Genomic DNA, 14,586 nt, shown 5'->3' on the forward strand with positions numbered 1-14,586 from the left:
TGGAAAATCCTCAGCAATATTTGATATTTTCCAAATGACGTGCAGCTTAGACTGCACGTTTATTTTTTAAATCTTCCTGAAGGAGTAATCAGGGTGCGCCAAGCAACAGTTTATATTGACAGTAAAGCGCTGCAATATAATTTAAACCGTGTTAAACAACTTGCCCCAACTGCTAAAATTGTCAGCATGGTCAAAGCCAACGCCTATGGGCACGGCGTAAAAGACTGTTTAGCCGCCTTAGCTGAAACGGATGCATTCGGTGTTGCCTGCCTTGAAGAAGCTTTAGAAATTCGTGCATTGGACTATCAACAGCCGATTACCTTAATCGAAGGTATTTTCAGTGCCGATGAAATGGCTGTGGTGGTTGAAAATAACATTGAAGTCGTCGTCCATCAGCAAGAACAGTTAGATTGGTTACGCACTCAAAAAGATGCCTACATTGCCAAAGGATTAAAAGTCTGGGTCAAACTCAACAGTGGTATGAATCGCTTAGGTTTTAAAGTCCCTGAAATTATTGATGTGATTAACTCACTCAAAGCAGATGGTTTTACTTGCGTACTTGCAATGCACTTTGCCAATGCTGATGCAGAAGATCATCCGCTCAATGAGCAACAAAAAAATCAATTTTTAGATGTCAAAGAAGCCTGTGATCCAATTATGGCGTCATGCTGTAACTCAGCTGCGATATTTAAATGGCCTGAATTAAATTTTGACTTTGTCCGTCCAGGCATAATGCTCTATGGTGCATCACCTTTTGCCGATAAGTCTGCCAATGATTTAGACATCAAACCTGTGATGACGTTTACTGCGGAAATTATTGCTTTAAATCATATTCAAGCAGGTGAATCTGTTGGTTATGGCTCAACATTTGTTGCAGACACTGAGATGGATATAGCCATTGTGTCTATTGGTTATGGTGATGGTTATCCACGTGCATTTCCTAAGCAAAACTACGTTGTGATCAATAGCAAAGCAACTCGTGTAATTGGTCGAGTGGCAATGGACATGATTGCGATTGATGTCACAGGTTTAAATGCACCTTTGGGTACTAAAGTCGAACTTTGGGGTAAAGATCGTTTGGTCGATGATGTTGCAGAAGCCAATGGCACGATTGGTTATGAATTGCTGTGTCGTATGAGTAATCGCCCTGTTCGTAAGAAAATTTGAGGGTTGTAAAAAATGAGGGCTATTTAAAGCTCTCATCCTCGTGCTAATAAGTTAAATAAAATTATTGAATAGATTCATAAAAATCTCCCCTCTTGCGCAACGTTGTTGCTCATCTTTAAAAAAGAGGGGGAACTTCTTGTAACTAAAATAATTTCCAGTAATGAGAAGCCCCCTCCTTTGAAAAAGGTGAGGAACGTGTTCCGCAAGGGGAGGATTTAAATAAAAACCAACATATAACTCACTGAAAAAAATCATCATTCGGTTTTGGTAAATCTTGTAAACCTTTCTTCAAGGTTTCTGACCATTGTTTGCTGATCTGCTGAAAATAAGGTTCATCTTCATTGATTCTTTTTCCTTGCGGAATCACAAAAGAATCTTTTTGATAGACCAAAGTATCCAATGGCATACCTACAGAAACATTGGAACGCAAAGTAGAATCAAAAGAAATTAAACTGCAACGTAAAGCTTCATCTAAAGGCATGTCATAACTTAGAGCACGATCTAAAATCGGCTTACCATACTTACTTTCACCAATCTGAAAATACGGCGTATCACTGGTCGCAGAGATAAAATTCCCTTGTGGGTAAATATTATACAACTGCATTTCCTCGCCCTTGATCTGACCACCGACCAATAAACTACAGAAATAATTGCTTTGCTCTTGCGTATCTTCGGTTACATCTGCGATCACTTTACGTAGAATCTGCCCCACCAAACCCGCAACCTCAAACATGGTATTTACACTGTATAAATTGGGTTCTTGTTTGAGTGCTAAATGATTCTTTAAATGTCCAATCACAGCTTGAGTTGTTGCCAAATTTCCAGACGTTTGAATGCAAATGAAACGCTCATTCTGCACCCCAAATGTATACAGTTTTCGATATACCGAAATATGATCTACACCTGCATTGGTTCTTGTATCACTAATAAATACCAAACCATCTTTGAGCCTTAATGCACAGCAATACGTCATAGAATTACCTTTTACAACAACGTCTTAAATTTGAAATAAATCACACTTTTGCAAGTGTTTAGACTATTTAACACTCATCAGATTAACATGCAAGCACTTGAACGATAGAATACATGGTTTCAATTCCACCTAGCTGACGCATACCACGCACAGGGGCAACATCCCAATAATCACGCCCAACTGCTACATAAACATGTGAATCTGGACGAAAAAGTTGGTTACTCACATCCATAACATGCCAAGCACCATCCAAATAAACTTCTGCCCATGCATGACTGGCTAGGTGAGATTGCTGATTTACATGCAAATAACCTGAAACATAACGTGCGGGGACACCTAAGGCTTTCGCCATCGCAATCAAAACATGGCTATGATCTTGGCATACCCCTTGTCGGTCAGTGAAAGACTCCATTGCTGTATGCATCACTGTCGTACTGGCACTGATATACGGCATATAACTCAATAATGCTGCGGCAAGTTTTTTAAAATTCGACACGGTAATTATCGGTACATGTGATTTTACAAAATCCAGCATTTCTGTATTACATAAAGTTGCAGCAGTCGGTTGCAAATACAGCATGGGTGATAATTGATCGGAAACCCCAAACTGATTGTGTAAATTAATCTCAACAAACCCCTGTGCCATAATCAACATTTGTTGATAAGGCTCAGACTGCGAACTAGTCAACCAGACATTATCAAAAGCATCACGCTTCAGTTGTGTCACACCAGGTACACTCACCTGCCACGCTGTCACATGTTGGTGTATGTTTGATTGTGGCGTCATCTTGATATACTGAATACTATTCTTTGCCCATTCAGTATATTGATAATGTGTTTGATGATTAATCATGAGCTTCATAGGCGATCCAATTCGAATAATGAATCAATATGATCACTAAAATGATAATAATTCGCACGATTTGGCTGTTGTTTAAGTTCCAACCAAACATCAGGCAAACTACTCATTCCTTCCTGATCTAAACTGCGAATCAAACCATCCAATTGCATTAGGGTCACTGAATGATTTTGATTTAAACGTAAGTTACGATCCAGTTGCTCCATTTTTTGCCCTAAACTAAAAAATAGAAATAACAATTCGTCTTCTTCAGCTTCTAAGACGTCATTGCATTCCTCACAGACATCGCAAATAAATCCTGCATTTTGTTCAGCTTGTTGCAATAATTGATTGAGTGCAGCAAAAGATTGTGCGGAAATCACACCACGCAAATCATGAATATTATTTTTTGCACAAATGAATTGCTGATGAAACGACGCAGGTTGTTCAAAATCTAAAATTAATTCATTCAATGAACTGGCATCAAATGCAGGCAAACAGAATGCATGTGCATAATCTAAAGCCAATTCATTGGTTTTAAATGGATATTGGCTACATAAATATTGTATACGTGTTAAATAGCGACCTAACCAAAATATATTTTGTGCATTTGTACTGAGTAAAATCATGTTCTCGCTCCTTTGGTTGAGGTTATGGGCGTGGGCTAAATTGAAAATTCATCAATCACCCATGTGTCCTTAATTCCACCACCTTGTGATGAGTTAACCACCAGTGAACCTTGTTGCATCGCAACACGGGTTAAGCCCCCAGGAACAATTTCCACCCGTTCTGGAGAACTTAAAATGAATGGTCTTAAATCAATATGTCGTTCAGCTATACCTTGATGAGATAATGTTGGTGCAACGGATAAATCCAAAGTGGGTTGCGCTATATAGGCAGATGGTGAACTCATCAATTTGATTTTAAATAAATCAATTTCTTGCTCAGTTGCTTTAGGGCCGATCAACATACCGTAGCCACCAGAGCCTTGCGCCTCTTTCACGACCAACTTATCAAGATTTGCCAAAACATAATCTAAAGCTTCTGCTTCACGACATTGATAAGTAGGCACATTGCATAAAATGGGCTTTTCATTGAGATAATATTCAATCATTTTATCCACATAAGGATAAATTGATTTGTCATCCGCAACGCCAGTTCCAGGTGCATTGGCAATCACCACATGACCACTGATATATGCCGACATGAGCCCTGCAACACCCAAAGTGCTGTCAGGTCTAAAGCTCAACGGATCTAAAAACCCATCATCAAGGCGTCTATAAATTACATCAACTTGTTGACGTCCTCGGATGGTTTTCACATAAACCTTGTCGTTTTCAACAAAAAGGTCACGTGATGTCACCAATGGCACACCCATTTCTCTTGCAAGAAAAGCATGTTCATAATACGCACTGTTATAACGACCAGGTGTGAGTACAACGATTGTTGGCGCATCGACTTTAGAATTTTCTGCCAATATTTCACGCAGTAATTGTGGGTATTGCTCGATACCTGCAACCGTTTGATTACATAAATCAGGCATGAGTTTTTGGCTCATTTTACGACTTTCAAGCATGTACGACACACCCGATGGTGTACGTAAATTATCTTCGAGTACAAAGAAATCCCCATGACGATCTCGAACAATGTCTATTCCACTGATTTGACTGTAAATATTGCCATTTAGCGTATTATTTAACATCATCGGTTGATAGGCTTCATGCGTCAACACTTGTAACTCTGGAATCAAACCCTCTTTTAAAATATGTTGTTGATGATAAATATCCGCAAGAAATAAATTCAATGCTTGAATTCTTTGCGTACATCCAGCAGCTATTTTGTTCCATTGCTGTTTTGCAATCACACGTGGAATTAAATCAAAGGGAATTGTTCGGTCAATTCCAGATTTTTCACCATAGACCGCAAATGTAATACCTTGATGTAAAAAATGTGATTTTGCTGATTCATTTAACTTTTCAAGTTCATAAATACTGTGCTTTGATAACCAATCCTCTATTTTTTCAGCTGTTTCAGGCGATAGAGCTTGATCATCCGTCATTTCATTGAAAAAAATAGAATCCATTTGTTTGAGCAAATGTTGTGTGGGTTGCTGTACATCGATGAATTGTACAACCTCTTGAATCTGACTCGTTTGTTGCTGTATGGCACGCGTCGTTTGTGTATCTGTTTGCTCAATCACAGACAAAGTAAAATTTTCAGAATAATGTTCTTTCGGTGAATTTGTATCTAGCGTTTCTTTTAGCATACAAACCTCTTTTATGTTCTATTTGGCATAGTTTATTAAGCAATATCAATGCCAAAGTGCATGTGAGCTGTGAACTTTAGGTAAATTACGGCTTAAACAATAAGGAGAATATTTATTAATTCATTGTTTGAACTTCAGCTCAATACAAGTTTTGATCGAACATGTTTCAAAATTTTTTAGTCAATTTTTTCAATAATTAAACAGATAAATTTAGGATATAACTTGCAGAACGTTGCTGAATTTTCTATTGTGTAACTGATTTAATTCCTTAACCTTTCACGATTTAAACGATAGAGATCATGTCTGCACAAGAAAAAGAAACTTCCAATAGCCTTTACCGCCAATGGCAAATTCTCTCTCGTTTATCTACAGGTAAATGGTTGGGTACGAGGGAATTACAAGAAACCTTAGAACGCGAGGGCATTGAAATCAGCCTGAGAACCATTCAACGTGATCTCAATCAAATCGCTCAACGTTTCCCGATTGAGAGCAATAAAACAGTTCCCCAAGGTTGGCGCTGGCGCTCAGATGCACCGATTCAAAGCTTACCGCACATGACCAGCTCACAAGCGGTCACCTTTATGATGGTCGAAGAACACTTAAAACATTTATTGCCACCAAGTTTGATTGATGAAATGAATCCTTGGTTTGATTTAGCACGACGTAGTCTTTCAACGCAGAACAATGTTCGCCAATGGATCAACCGTGTTCGGATCGTTCCCGCTAGTCAGCCTGTTATTCCCCCTCTCGTTGAGCGTCAAGCGCAACAGTCGATTTATGAGGGTTTATTGCAAGACAAACAAATTGAATGTGTTTATCGTTCACGCGGACATCAAGGTGAGGAAAAAACCTATACACTCAATCCATTAGGCTTGGTTCAAAAAGGTGCAATTATTTATTTGATTTGTACTCGACATGATAAAACTGAAGTTCAAACTTTTGCACTGCATCGTTTTAAATCTGCAACTGTTTTAGACACTCGCGCATTACACCCTGTTCAATTTGATATTGATGAATATATTGATTCAGGTGCTTTAGGCTTTAGAGTTGATTTTTCAAAGCCAACTGAAAATGTTGAATTAAAACTGGTGATGCACGAAGATGATGCACTCTACTTTACAGAAAGCCAACTCAGTAAAGAGCAAAAAGTTGAACAGTTAAATGAACAACTTTATCAAGTCAGTGCTGTTGTGCCTTTTACTTCGCAACTGGTTTGGTGGCTCAGAAGTTTTGGTAAAAAAATTGTACGAATTGAACCTGTTGAAGTATTCAATGCCGTTCATGAAATTGAATAATTTTTAGAGCAATCTGTTCATAGAATCTCTAAATTCAAAACAATAAAAAGAGCCTTTCGGCTCTTAATTTTTTATTATTTTCATTCTTTTTTAAATTTTATTGTTTTGCGCTTATTTAAAACTCATGTCACATCTTTGCAAATGTCCACAAGACATGAGTTTTCATTGGAGAATTGAACATCACATTAAGCAGCATGCAAGTTCAGCAGTATTGTAACGAATGCACTTCATGGTCATGGTTTTCACCTCTTGTTTGAACGTAGTTTTAATTTAGAACATTTTATTTTGATTGTGAAATAAGCAATTTTGAAATTTTATTCTTAATTTATGTTAAACAATTATCCTGATATTTTTATCTTATAAATAAAAAAGCGACCATTTAAATGATCGCCTATATTATCAATTCAATGACATCATCCAATATAAGATGATTTCTTATTCGCTTTATACGTCGATAATGCTGTAACTGCAATTGCAGACAACACAATCCCTGGCGCACTTGCCACGAGAATACCCGTCGTCCCCAAACCTAATGCTAAGATTTTCCCTGTTAATAAAGGACCAGTCATTGCACCCAAACGTCCAAGTGAAATCGCACTCCCCACGCCTGTTACTTTTCCTGCGGGTGTATAGAAAATCGGTGAAATACCATAAAGAATCGACTGCCCACCCGTAGAGAAAATACCACCGATCAGCCCTGCGAAAATCAGCAATGGAATTGACTTTGTTGTGAATAGAATCAATACCGCAATAAATAGACCTGTATAGATAATTACCGCCATTTGCCAAAGTTTCAGACGATCTAATAAATAACCCAAACCTAAAGTCCCAATCACAGCACCGACTTGGAAAATCAACATAATCATAAATGCTTGTTGCTTTTCTAAACCTTGTTCCATGAGTAGGTTTGGCAACCAACTGATCAGAATATAATTCACCATTAATGTGAAAAAGAAACTCACCCAAAGTGGTAACGTTTGTTTATAGGTATTATTTTTAAATAAAATTTCTGTCATTGCAGGAACATAGAGATGGATCCGTAAATTTGAACAACTCCTATAAGTGATATTCTGCTCCTCAAATGATGTTATAAACATCAATATATGGAGTATTTTATGGCACGTAGACCAAGAAGAAATCATTCAAATGATTTTAAAGCTAAGGTAGCACTTGCTGCGATTAAAGCAGAAAAAACACTTGCTGAATTGAGTGCTGAGTTTGATGTTCATCAAAACCAAATTATTGACTGGAAAAATCAATTGATCTCAGCTTCCTCGCAAGCTTTCGATCAATCAAAAGCTCCAACAGAACCACCCATCGATCTAAAAAAACTACATGCAAAAATCGGTGAGCAGGCATTAGAAATTGATTTTTTAGAAGGTGTGTTGAAGAAACTGGGCCGCTTCAACCACAAAAGTTAATCGACGACTCACTTCAGATTTCAGTATCTAAGCAAGCTAAGCTGCTGAAAGTCTCCCGTGGTTGTTATTACTATCGCCCAAAACCTGTGAGTGCATCAGATCTGAAGCTGATGCGATGTATTGATGAATTACATATGCAATATCCTTTTGCAGGCAGTCGTATGATGCGTGATTTGTTGAATCGTCAAGGACATCATATAGGACGACGTCATACACGTACTTTAATGAAGAAAATGGGTATTCAGGCGTTATATTGCAAACCAAATTTAAGCCAGGCTAATCAAGCTCACCGTAAATATCCATATCTGCTCAAAGGGTTGGCTATTCAGCGCAGTAATCAAGTGTGGTCTACGGATATAACGTATATCCCTATGGCAAAAGGCTTTGTTTATTTATGTGCTGTGATTGATTGGCATAGCCGCAAGGTACTTGCGCATAGGGTATCGATTAGTATGGAGGTGGATTTTTGTATTTCGGCTTTAAATGAAGCGATTGAAAAATATGGTCGACCTGAAATATTTAATACAGACCAAGGCAGCCAGTTTACCAGTGATGCATTTATTGATGTATTGAAATCAAATGGCATTCAAATCAGTATGGATGGTAAAGGTCGATGGGTAGATAATGTGATGGTTGAACGATTATGGCGGAGCGTTAAATATGAAGAGGTGTATCTCAAAGCTTATAGCAGTGTCACAGATGCGAAAAAGCAATTAAGTGCATATTTTGAGTTTTATAATTTGAAACGACCTCATTCGAGTCTAGACAAAATGACACCAAATGAGTTTTACTATGATCAGCTACCCCAACAAAACAAGGTGGCTTAACTAGAGCGGAATATCACTTATAAATACGCTTTTAGTTGTTCAAACAAGTGGGACCACCTCTCATGTTCATCCACTGCAACCACTTGTTCTTTTCGTTTGTCTTTTAAAATCATTGCCATAAATGGAATGAGTAGCAATGGTGTAATCCCACCGATCAAGAATAAGGTATGCCAAGAAATATCTTTAAACAAAATACCCAATCCTGCGACAAAAATTGCGCCTACAGGCAAACCGCAATACATTAAGCTGTTTAATTTACCGCGATTTTCTTCAGTTGCTTCATCGCCGACCACTGAAATCATGGTTGGCATTGCAGCACCTAAACCTAAGCCAGTAAAGAATCGTGCTGCATATAAAATTTCAATATTCGGTGCAATTGCAGTGAGTGTCATAAAAACACCGAATATGGCGATAGACAGCATCAATACTTTCTTTTGCCCTAAATAATCTGCGATACGTCCACCGAAGAATGCGCCGAAAAGCATTCCAAATACGCCTAAACTAAAGACATAGCCCATTTGCACTTGGTCTAAACCAAATGTCGCTGCGATTCCTTTTGCTGCGATTCCAGGTGCTTGTAAATCGAATCCTTCAAAGAATGCGACCCAGAAACATAAAAATACTGTGAGTATTTTTTGCACCTTTGTTGACTGTTCATGTGCCATGATTGATCTCCATCAATAGTGAACAAATTACATGACCGAGTAATTTGCTCGGCTATTGTGAAATCAAATACCGAGGAGAAATAGCACGACAAAGGTCGGGTTTGTCTGAGAAAATACCCTAATTTTTTAAATAAATAGCACTTAAATCTAAGATTATTCATTAGTAATTTAGATAAATAGATATATTTATATTATGATTCAATCACTTATTTAAATAAAAGCTAATAATGATCATATAATCACTTAAAGCTATATACCCTTAAAATTGATCATTTAAGGGTTTGAAATTTAAAATACAGAAGATATAGAACCTACTGATACATTGAGTAGTCGATCTAACAAAAGTTCTACCTGTTCTTTCCCTCTTAATTGCATATACCATTGTTGAGGAGTCGCTTGCATACCAAAATACAATCCTGCAATTCCACCTGCGACACAAGCCGTGGTATCAGTATCTCGACCTAGTGAAATCGCTGTTTTCACAACATCTTGATAAGTCGATTGTTGTAAGGCAAATTTTGCGGATTTTAAACAATCCACCACATAGCCACTGCCTGTATGCACTCCTTCTTCATCTGGCTGAATATATAGTTCGAGCTGTTCCGAATCTTCGGATTTGTCTTGATAATATTCACGTAAAATTGCTACAGCTTTTTCCCATCCTGTATTGATGTTCAAACCATTGAGAATAGATCTTGCCCATAAACAATATAAAGCACAGCAGACTTTTGAACGTAGATGGGCATGGGTAATATGCGATTGTGCATAAGCATCTTGAATCAATTCTTCATCTGTTCCTTGATGCCACAATGCCAGAGGCAATACTCGCATCAGTGAACCATTACCATTCGATAACTCATCATTTTTGGCAACTTTTTCCAATGGAACGCTATTTAAATACAGATTAATTGCAGACGATGTCTGTATACCCACATCAAACACTTGGTAATCAACAGCCATGTAACCATGTTGATACCAATTACAAATTCGATTCATAAAATCTTCAGCATCAAATTTACTTTTATAAAGCAATGAATCAAGTAAGCATAAAGCTTGAGCACCATCGTCCGACCATGTTCCAAAAGGAATATTGGAATAAGTTTTACCAAAGCCCTTTGGTGTAATCATGTCAATTTTGGAATATTCAGGTAGTTGTTCGGGTAAATTAAATTCATACGGTACACCCACTGCATCACCAATTAGTAAACCGTAAATTGCGCCTTTGATTTGGTCTTGTCTACTCATATTTCTACACGTCAATTATTTGAACAAATTATATATTGTTATAGTGACACCATATTGTAATATATTCAAGCCTTTCAATATCAAAAATAGCGACAATAAAAAAGCCCGCATTACGCGAGCTTCTTAAAACTAAAAAATCTTAAGCAGATTTTTTAGTTTGATTATTCTTACGAATCGTAATCATCACCAACTGAACTGCCGCAGGTGTAACACCTGGAATACGGCTTGCTTGACCCAAAGTTTCAGGACGAACATCTTTCAGTTTCAATGTAATTTCACGAGAAAGCCCTGAAACCACATCATAATCAAAATCAGCAGGAATACGGGTGTCTTCCAAACGCTTCATTTGTGCAACATCTTCTTGCTGACGGTTAATATAACCTGCATATTTCACCGCAATTTCAATCTGCTCACCGACAAATGCTGTTACTTCAGAATCTGTGATTTCAGCAATTTGCGAGAAATTAATATTCGGACGTTTTAACAAGTCAATCGCATTGGTTTCTTTAGACAGATCATCACCAGTCAATTCAACGAATTTTTTACCCAAAGGATTATTCGGTGCAGCCCAAAGATGTTGTAAACGACCTGTTTCTTTCTCTACTGCTTCCATTTTTTGGCAGTAAGAATCCCAACGCTCATCGTCCACAAGACCCATTTCACGACCAATGGCTGTTAAACGCTGATCAGCATTGTCTTCACGCAACATCAAACGATATTCCGCACGTGAAGTAAACATACGGTACGGTTCTTTCGTACCCAAAGTAATAAGATCATCAACAAGCACACCCATATACGCTTCATCACGTTTCGGTGTCCACTGTTCTTGATCCCATGCACGGCGAGCAGCATTTAAACCTGCCAATAAACCTTGTGCGCCTGCTTCTTCATAACCTGTAGTACCGTTGATTTGACCCGCGAAGTATAAGTTATTGATTGATTTTGTTTCTAAAGAGAATTTCAAAGATTGCGGGTTGAAATAATCATATTCAATTGCATAACCGGGACGAAGAATGTGCGCATTCTCCATACCACGAATCGAACGAACCAATTCAAACTGCACGTCAAATGGCAAAGAAGTCGAAATACCATTTGGATAAAGCTCATGCGTATCCAAACCTTCAGGTTCTAAGAATACTTGGTGTGAGTTTTTATCGGCAAATTTATGAATTTTATCTTCAATTGATGGGCAATAACGTGGACCTACGCCTTCGATCACACCAGTATACATTGGTGAACGATCTAAACCACCACGGATAATGTCGTGCGTACGTTCATTAGTATGCGTGATATAGCAGTTCACTTGTTCAGGATGCATTGACACATCGCCCATGAATGACATGGTTGGTGACGGGAAATCACCAGGTTGCGGAATCATCACAGAGAAATCGACTGAACGTGCATCAATACGTGGTGGTGTACCCGTTTTTAAACGACCAACTGGAAGTTTTAATTCACGTAAACGTGCCGCCAGTGAAATTGAAGGAGGATCACCTGCACGACCGCCTGATGAATTATTCAAACCAACGTGAATCACACCACCGAGGAATGTACCCGTTGTTAAGACTACAGTTTTCGCATCAAAGCGAATCCCCATTTGTGTCACAACACCTTTAACAGTATCGCCTTCAACAATTAAATCATCAGCTGCTTGCTGGAAAATATCCAAATTGGCTTGATTTTCTAAAGTATGACGAATCGCTGCTTTATAACGAATACGGTCTGCTTGCGCACGTGTCGCACGAACTGCCGCACCTTTACGAGAGTTGAGGATACGGAATTGAATACCACCTTTATCAGCAGCGAGTGCCATCGCACCGCCCAAAGCATCAATTTCACGCACCAAGTGTGATTTACCAATACCACCAATCGCTGGGTTACAGCTCATCTGCCCTAAAGTCTCAATATTATGAGTAAGGAGTAAAGTCTGTCGACCCATACGTGCCGCAGCAAGTGCCGCTTCCGTACCTGCGTGACCGCCGCCGATAACAATGACATCGTAAACTTTAGGATAATGCATAGTGGTAATATTAGGAGAAAAAGAATGACAGAAAATTATAACAAAATTTTGATTTAAGTTTTAGGCAGTTTTACAAATTTATTGGGCTAAATCGCCAGACTGAACCAATAAACAATACTTTACAGAGACTACATAAGACAAACAGACCGTTGCAGTAAGTCTTCACAAATCAAATTTAACTGAACATAAAACAGCTTTAGGATGAAAACCACTCAGACAAATAAATTTTCAATGAATATAAGGATTAGGAATATGAAAAATATAGTGTCTAAGCTGATGGTTAGCTCATTACTGACTTGTGTTGCTTTCTCTACGGCACATGCTGAGGAAGAAAATACCAGTAAAGCTGAAATTAAAAAGCAAATCCAAGTCTGTGCTAAGAAAAAAGAGGGTGATTGGGTCACTTATGCCAATAAAGGTGTCACTTATAATGGTGCATGCTTACCCAACGAAAGTGGCAAACTTCAATTTAGCTTCCCTGCACCTGCGGGCGGTTCTTCAGCAGCAGTTGCGCCTCCAGTCGCAGATGATGCCATTGCCAATAAGCCCGCTGTAGAAGCTGTGCCTGCGACGCAACCTGCTCCTGCGGCTGTACCAGAAGCACCAGTTGAGCAATCTGCACCTCAAACAAGTGAACAACCTGTAACAGATGCACCTGCCCCACCGTCAGCTCAATAAGATCATTTCAACGTTGTAGAATTTATTCATCGATTTTACTAACCTAAAAATGGAAGGACTCACATTGATGAGTCCTTTTTTATACTTTAAATTTTATGCTTTAAAAAGTGAAGTTCATCTGTACTCTAATTTTCTAATTATTTTTTATTTTCTAATTCAATTATTTCTATTACACTCAAAGTGAATCTGGATGATTCTTCGAACAACTTTAACCTATATAAAATAACAAATTAAGGATGAAAATATGGATTCAGGGATTATTACAATCATGCTTCCGCTTGCCTTAGCTATCATCATGATTGGCTTAGGTCTTGAACTTACACCCAAAGATTTCGCCCGAGTTTCCAAACATCCCAAAGCAGTATTGATTGCTCTATTCTGTCAATTGGTTCTGCTTGTTGGAATTGCCTTTATTATTTGTAAAGTATTGGCATTGCCTCCCTTACTGGCAGTCGGCTTAATGCTACTCGCAGCATCACCAGGGGGAAGTACTGCAAATTTATTTAGCTATTTATTTAAGGGCGATATTGCGCTCAATATTACACTCACAGCCATTAATTCTGTGATTGCAGCATTTACCCTACCATTGATTGTAAATTTCTCGATTCAATATTTTATGAATGATGGTCAACAAATTAGTATGCAATTCAGCAAGATTATTCAAGTTTTTGCGATTATTTTAATACCTGTATGTATTGGCATGCTAATTCGACACTATGCACCTCATTTCAGTGAGAAATTAAATAAACCTTTGCGTATATTTTCTGTCCTGTTTTTAGTTTTAATTATCATCGGAGCAATCGCAAAAGAACGTGCGAATATTTTGCAATACCTCACCCAAGTCGGTTTCGCTACAGTCATTTTCTGTATTTGTAGTTTGGTGATTGGTTATTTTGTACCACGACTCATGGGAATTAACAGTGCACAAGCACGTGCTTGTGCCTTTGAAATTGGCATTCACAACAGCACTTTAGCGATGACGATTGCCTTAACTGTGATTGCCAATAGCACGGTTGCGATGCCTGCCGCAGTCTATTCTATTTTTATGTACATTTTCGCTGCCCTATTTGGATTCCTCATTTCCAAACTTGCCGACAAAGAAACCGTACAAAAAATGGCATAGCTTAGTGATAATAAAGCATTGTACAAATTCAGCATCAAAAGCAGCACTGATTTAAAATGGACGTTTCA

The 14,586-nt window shown here is 38.2% G+C and carries 11 protein-coding genes and 2 pseudogenes; 5 read left to right on the forward strand and 8 right to left on the reverse strand.

Going from position 1 to position 14,586, the window contains the following annotated elements; all coding sequences use genetic code 11:
* The first annotated feature begins 93 nt into the window (after positions 1-93).
* Positions 94-1,167 carry an alanine racemase gene (gene alr, locus BEN71_RS12310; RefSeq protein WP_068976221.1) on the forward strand — a complete coding sequence of 358 codons (1,074 nt, stop codon included), beginning with the start codon at positions 94-96 and terminating at the stop codon, positions 1,165-1,167.
* 238 nt (positions 1,168-1,405) lie between these two features.
* Here alr and BEN71_RS12320 read toward each other — a convergent pair whose 3' ends face one another.
* The 4 genes from BEN71_RS12320 to BEN71_RS12335 form a co-directional block, all read right to left on the reverse strand.
* Positions 1,406-2,140 (reverse strand): proteasome-type protease, encoded by a 735-nt coding sequence (locus BEN71_RS12320; protein WP_068976223.1) that lies wholly within the window; start codon positions 2,138-2,140, stop codon positions 1,406-1,408.
* An 82-nt stretch (positions 2,141-2,222) separates the two neighbouring features.
* A complete protein-coding gene (locus BEN71_RS12325) occupies positions 2,223-3,002 on the reverse strand; it encodes a transglutaminase family protein (RefSeq protein WP_068976224.1) in 780 nt (259 codons plus the stop codon).
* Positions 2,999-3,607, reverse strand: a complete 609-nt coding sequence (locus BEN71_RS12330) for an alpha-E domain-containing protein (RefSeq protein ID WP_068976225.1) — start codon at positions 3,605-3,607, stop codon at positions 2,999-3,001. The genes BEN71_RS12325 and BEN71_RS12330 overlap by 4 nt, the downstream gene beginning before the upstream one ends.
* Before the next feature lie 35 nt (positions 3,608-3,642).
* Positions 3,643-5,244, reverse strand: a complete 1,602-nt coding sequence (locus BEN71_RS12335; protein ID WP_068976226.1) for a circularly permuted type 2 ATP-grasp protein — start codon at positions 5,242-5,244, stop codon at positions 3,643-3,645.
* A gap of 299 nt (positions 5,245-5,543) precedes the next feature.
* On the opposite strand from BEN71_RS12335, the gene BEN71_RS12340 reads away from it, so the two are divergent.
* Positions 5,544-6,539 carry a helix-turn-helix transcriptional regulator gene (locus BEN71_RS12340; protein WP_068976227.1) on the forward strand — a complete coding sequence of 332 codons (996 nt, stop codon included), beginning with the start codon at positions 5,544-5,546 and terminating at the stop codon, positions 6,537-6,539.
* A gap of 413 nt (positions 6,540-6,952) precedes the next feature.
* On the opposite strand, the pseudogene BEN71_RS12345 reads toward BEN71_RS12340, so the two are convergent.
* Positions 6,953-7,564 (reverse strand): annotated as a pseudogene (locus BEN71_RS12345) (MFS transporter); the annotation flags it as partial.
* Positions 7,565-7,654: 90 nt separating this feature from the next.
* Between BEN71_RS12345 and BEN71_RS12350 the strand changes: the two are divergent.
* Positions 7,655-8,787, forward strand: a protein-coding gene (locus tag BEN71_RS12350) for an IS3-like element ISAba14 family transposase (protein WP_223155595.1) whose coding sequence is annotated in 2 segments (ribosomal slippage) — positions 7,655-7,907 and positions 7,907-8,787 — 1,134 coding nt in all. Because the reading frame shifts where the segments join, the coding sequence is not laid out codon by codon here.
* 83 nt (positions 8,788-8,870) lie between these two features.
* Here the strand turns inward: BEN71_RS12350 and BEN71_RS12355 are convergent.
* The 3 genes and pseudogenes from BEN71_RS12355 to mnmG form a co-directional block, all read right to left on the reverse strand.
* A pseudogene (locus tag BEN71_RS12355) lies at positions 8,871-9,452 on the reverse strand (MFS transporter); the annotation flags it as partial.
* Positions 9,453-9,740: 288 nt separating this feature from the next.
* Entirely contained in the window at positions 9,741-10,697 is a 957-nt protein-coding gene (locus BEN71_RS12360; protein WP_068974320.1) for an ADP-ribosylglycohydrolase family protein, read from the reverse strand.
* 139 nt (positions 10,698-10,836) lie between these two features.
* Positions 10,837-12,717 (reverse strand): tRNA uridine-5-carboxymethylaminomethyl(34) synthesis enzyme MnmG, encoded by a 1,881-nt coding sequence (mnmG, locus tag BEN71_RS12365; protein WP_068974321.1) that lies wholly within the window; start codon positions 12,715-12,717, stop codon positions 10,837-10,839.
* Between the two features lie 252 nt (positions 12,718-12,969).
* Here mnmG and BEN71_RS12370 point away from each other — a divergent pair, with 252 nt between their 5' ends.
* Together BEN71_RS12370 and BEN71_RS12375 are read left to right on the forward strand one after the other, a co-directional pair.
* Positions 12,970-13,395, forward strand: a complete 426-nt coding sequence (locus tag BEN71_RS12370) for a hypothetical protein (protein WP_068974322.1) — start codon at positions 12,970-12,972, stop codon at positions 13,393-13,395.
* Between the two features lie 244 nt (positions 13,396-13,639).
* Positions 13,640-14,518, forward strand: coding sequence for a bile acid:sodium symporter family protein (locus BEN71_RS12375; protein WP_068974323.1), 879 nt, complete (start codon positions 13,640-13,642; stop codon positions 14,516-14,518).
* The last annotated feature ends 68 nt before the right edge of the window (positions 14,519-14,586 follow it).

Origin of the sequence: Acinetobacter wuhouensis (assembly GCF_001696605.3) — a bacterium.
GTDB classification, from domain to species: domain Bacteria; phylum Pseudomonadota; class Gammaproteobacteria; order Pseudomonadales; family Moraxellaceae; genus Acinetobacter; species Acinetobacter wuhouensis.

What these genes read in the sequence shown, in the direction of transcription:
- BEN71_RS12320 (WP_068976223.1), bottom strand. Translation starts at nt 2,140, where the DNA reads ATGACGTATTGCTGTGCATTAAGGCTCAAAGATGGTTTGGTATTTATT.
- BEN71_RS12325 (WP_068976224.1), bottom strand. Translation starts at nt 3,002, where the DNA reads ATGAAGCTCATGATTAATCATCAAACACATTATCAATATACTGAATGG.
- BEN71_RS12330 (WP_068976225.1), bottom strand. Translation starts at nt 3,607, where the DNA reads ATGATTTTACTCAGTACAAATGCACAAAATATATTTTGGTTAGGTCGC.
- BEN71_RS12335 (WP_068976226.1), bottom strand. Translation starts at nt 5,244, where the DNA reads ATGCTAAAAGAAACGCTAGATACAAATTCACCGAAAGAACATTATTCT.
- BEN71_RS12340 (WP_068976227.1), top strand. Translation starts at nt 5,544, where the DNA reads ATGTCTGCACAAGAAAAAGAAACTTCCAATAGCCTTTACCGCCAATGG.
- BEN71_RS12360 (WP_068974320.1), bottom strand. Translation starts at nt 10,697, where the DNA reads ATGAGTAGACAAGACCAAATCAAAGGCGCAATTTACGGTTTACTAATT.
- mnmG (WP_068974321.1), bottom strand. Translation starts at nt 12,717, where the DNA reads ATGCATTATCCTAAAGTTTACGATGTCATTGTTATCGGCGGCGGTCAC.
- BEN71_RS12370 (WP_068974322.1), top strand. Translation starts at nt 12,970, where the DNA reads ATGAAAAATATAGTGTCTAAGCTGATGGTTAGCTCATTACTGACTTGT.
- BEN71_RS12375 (WP_068974323.1), top strand. Translation starts at nt 13,640, where the DNA reads ATGGATTCAGGGATTATTACAATCATGCTTCCGCTTGCCTTAGCTATC.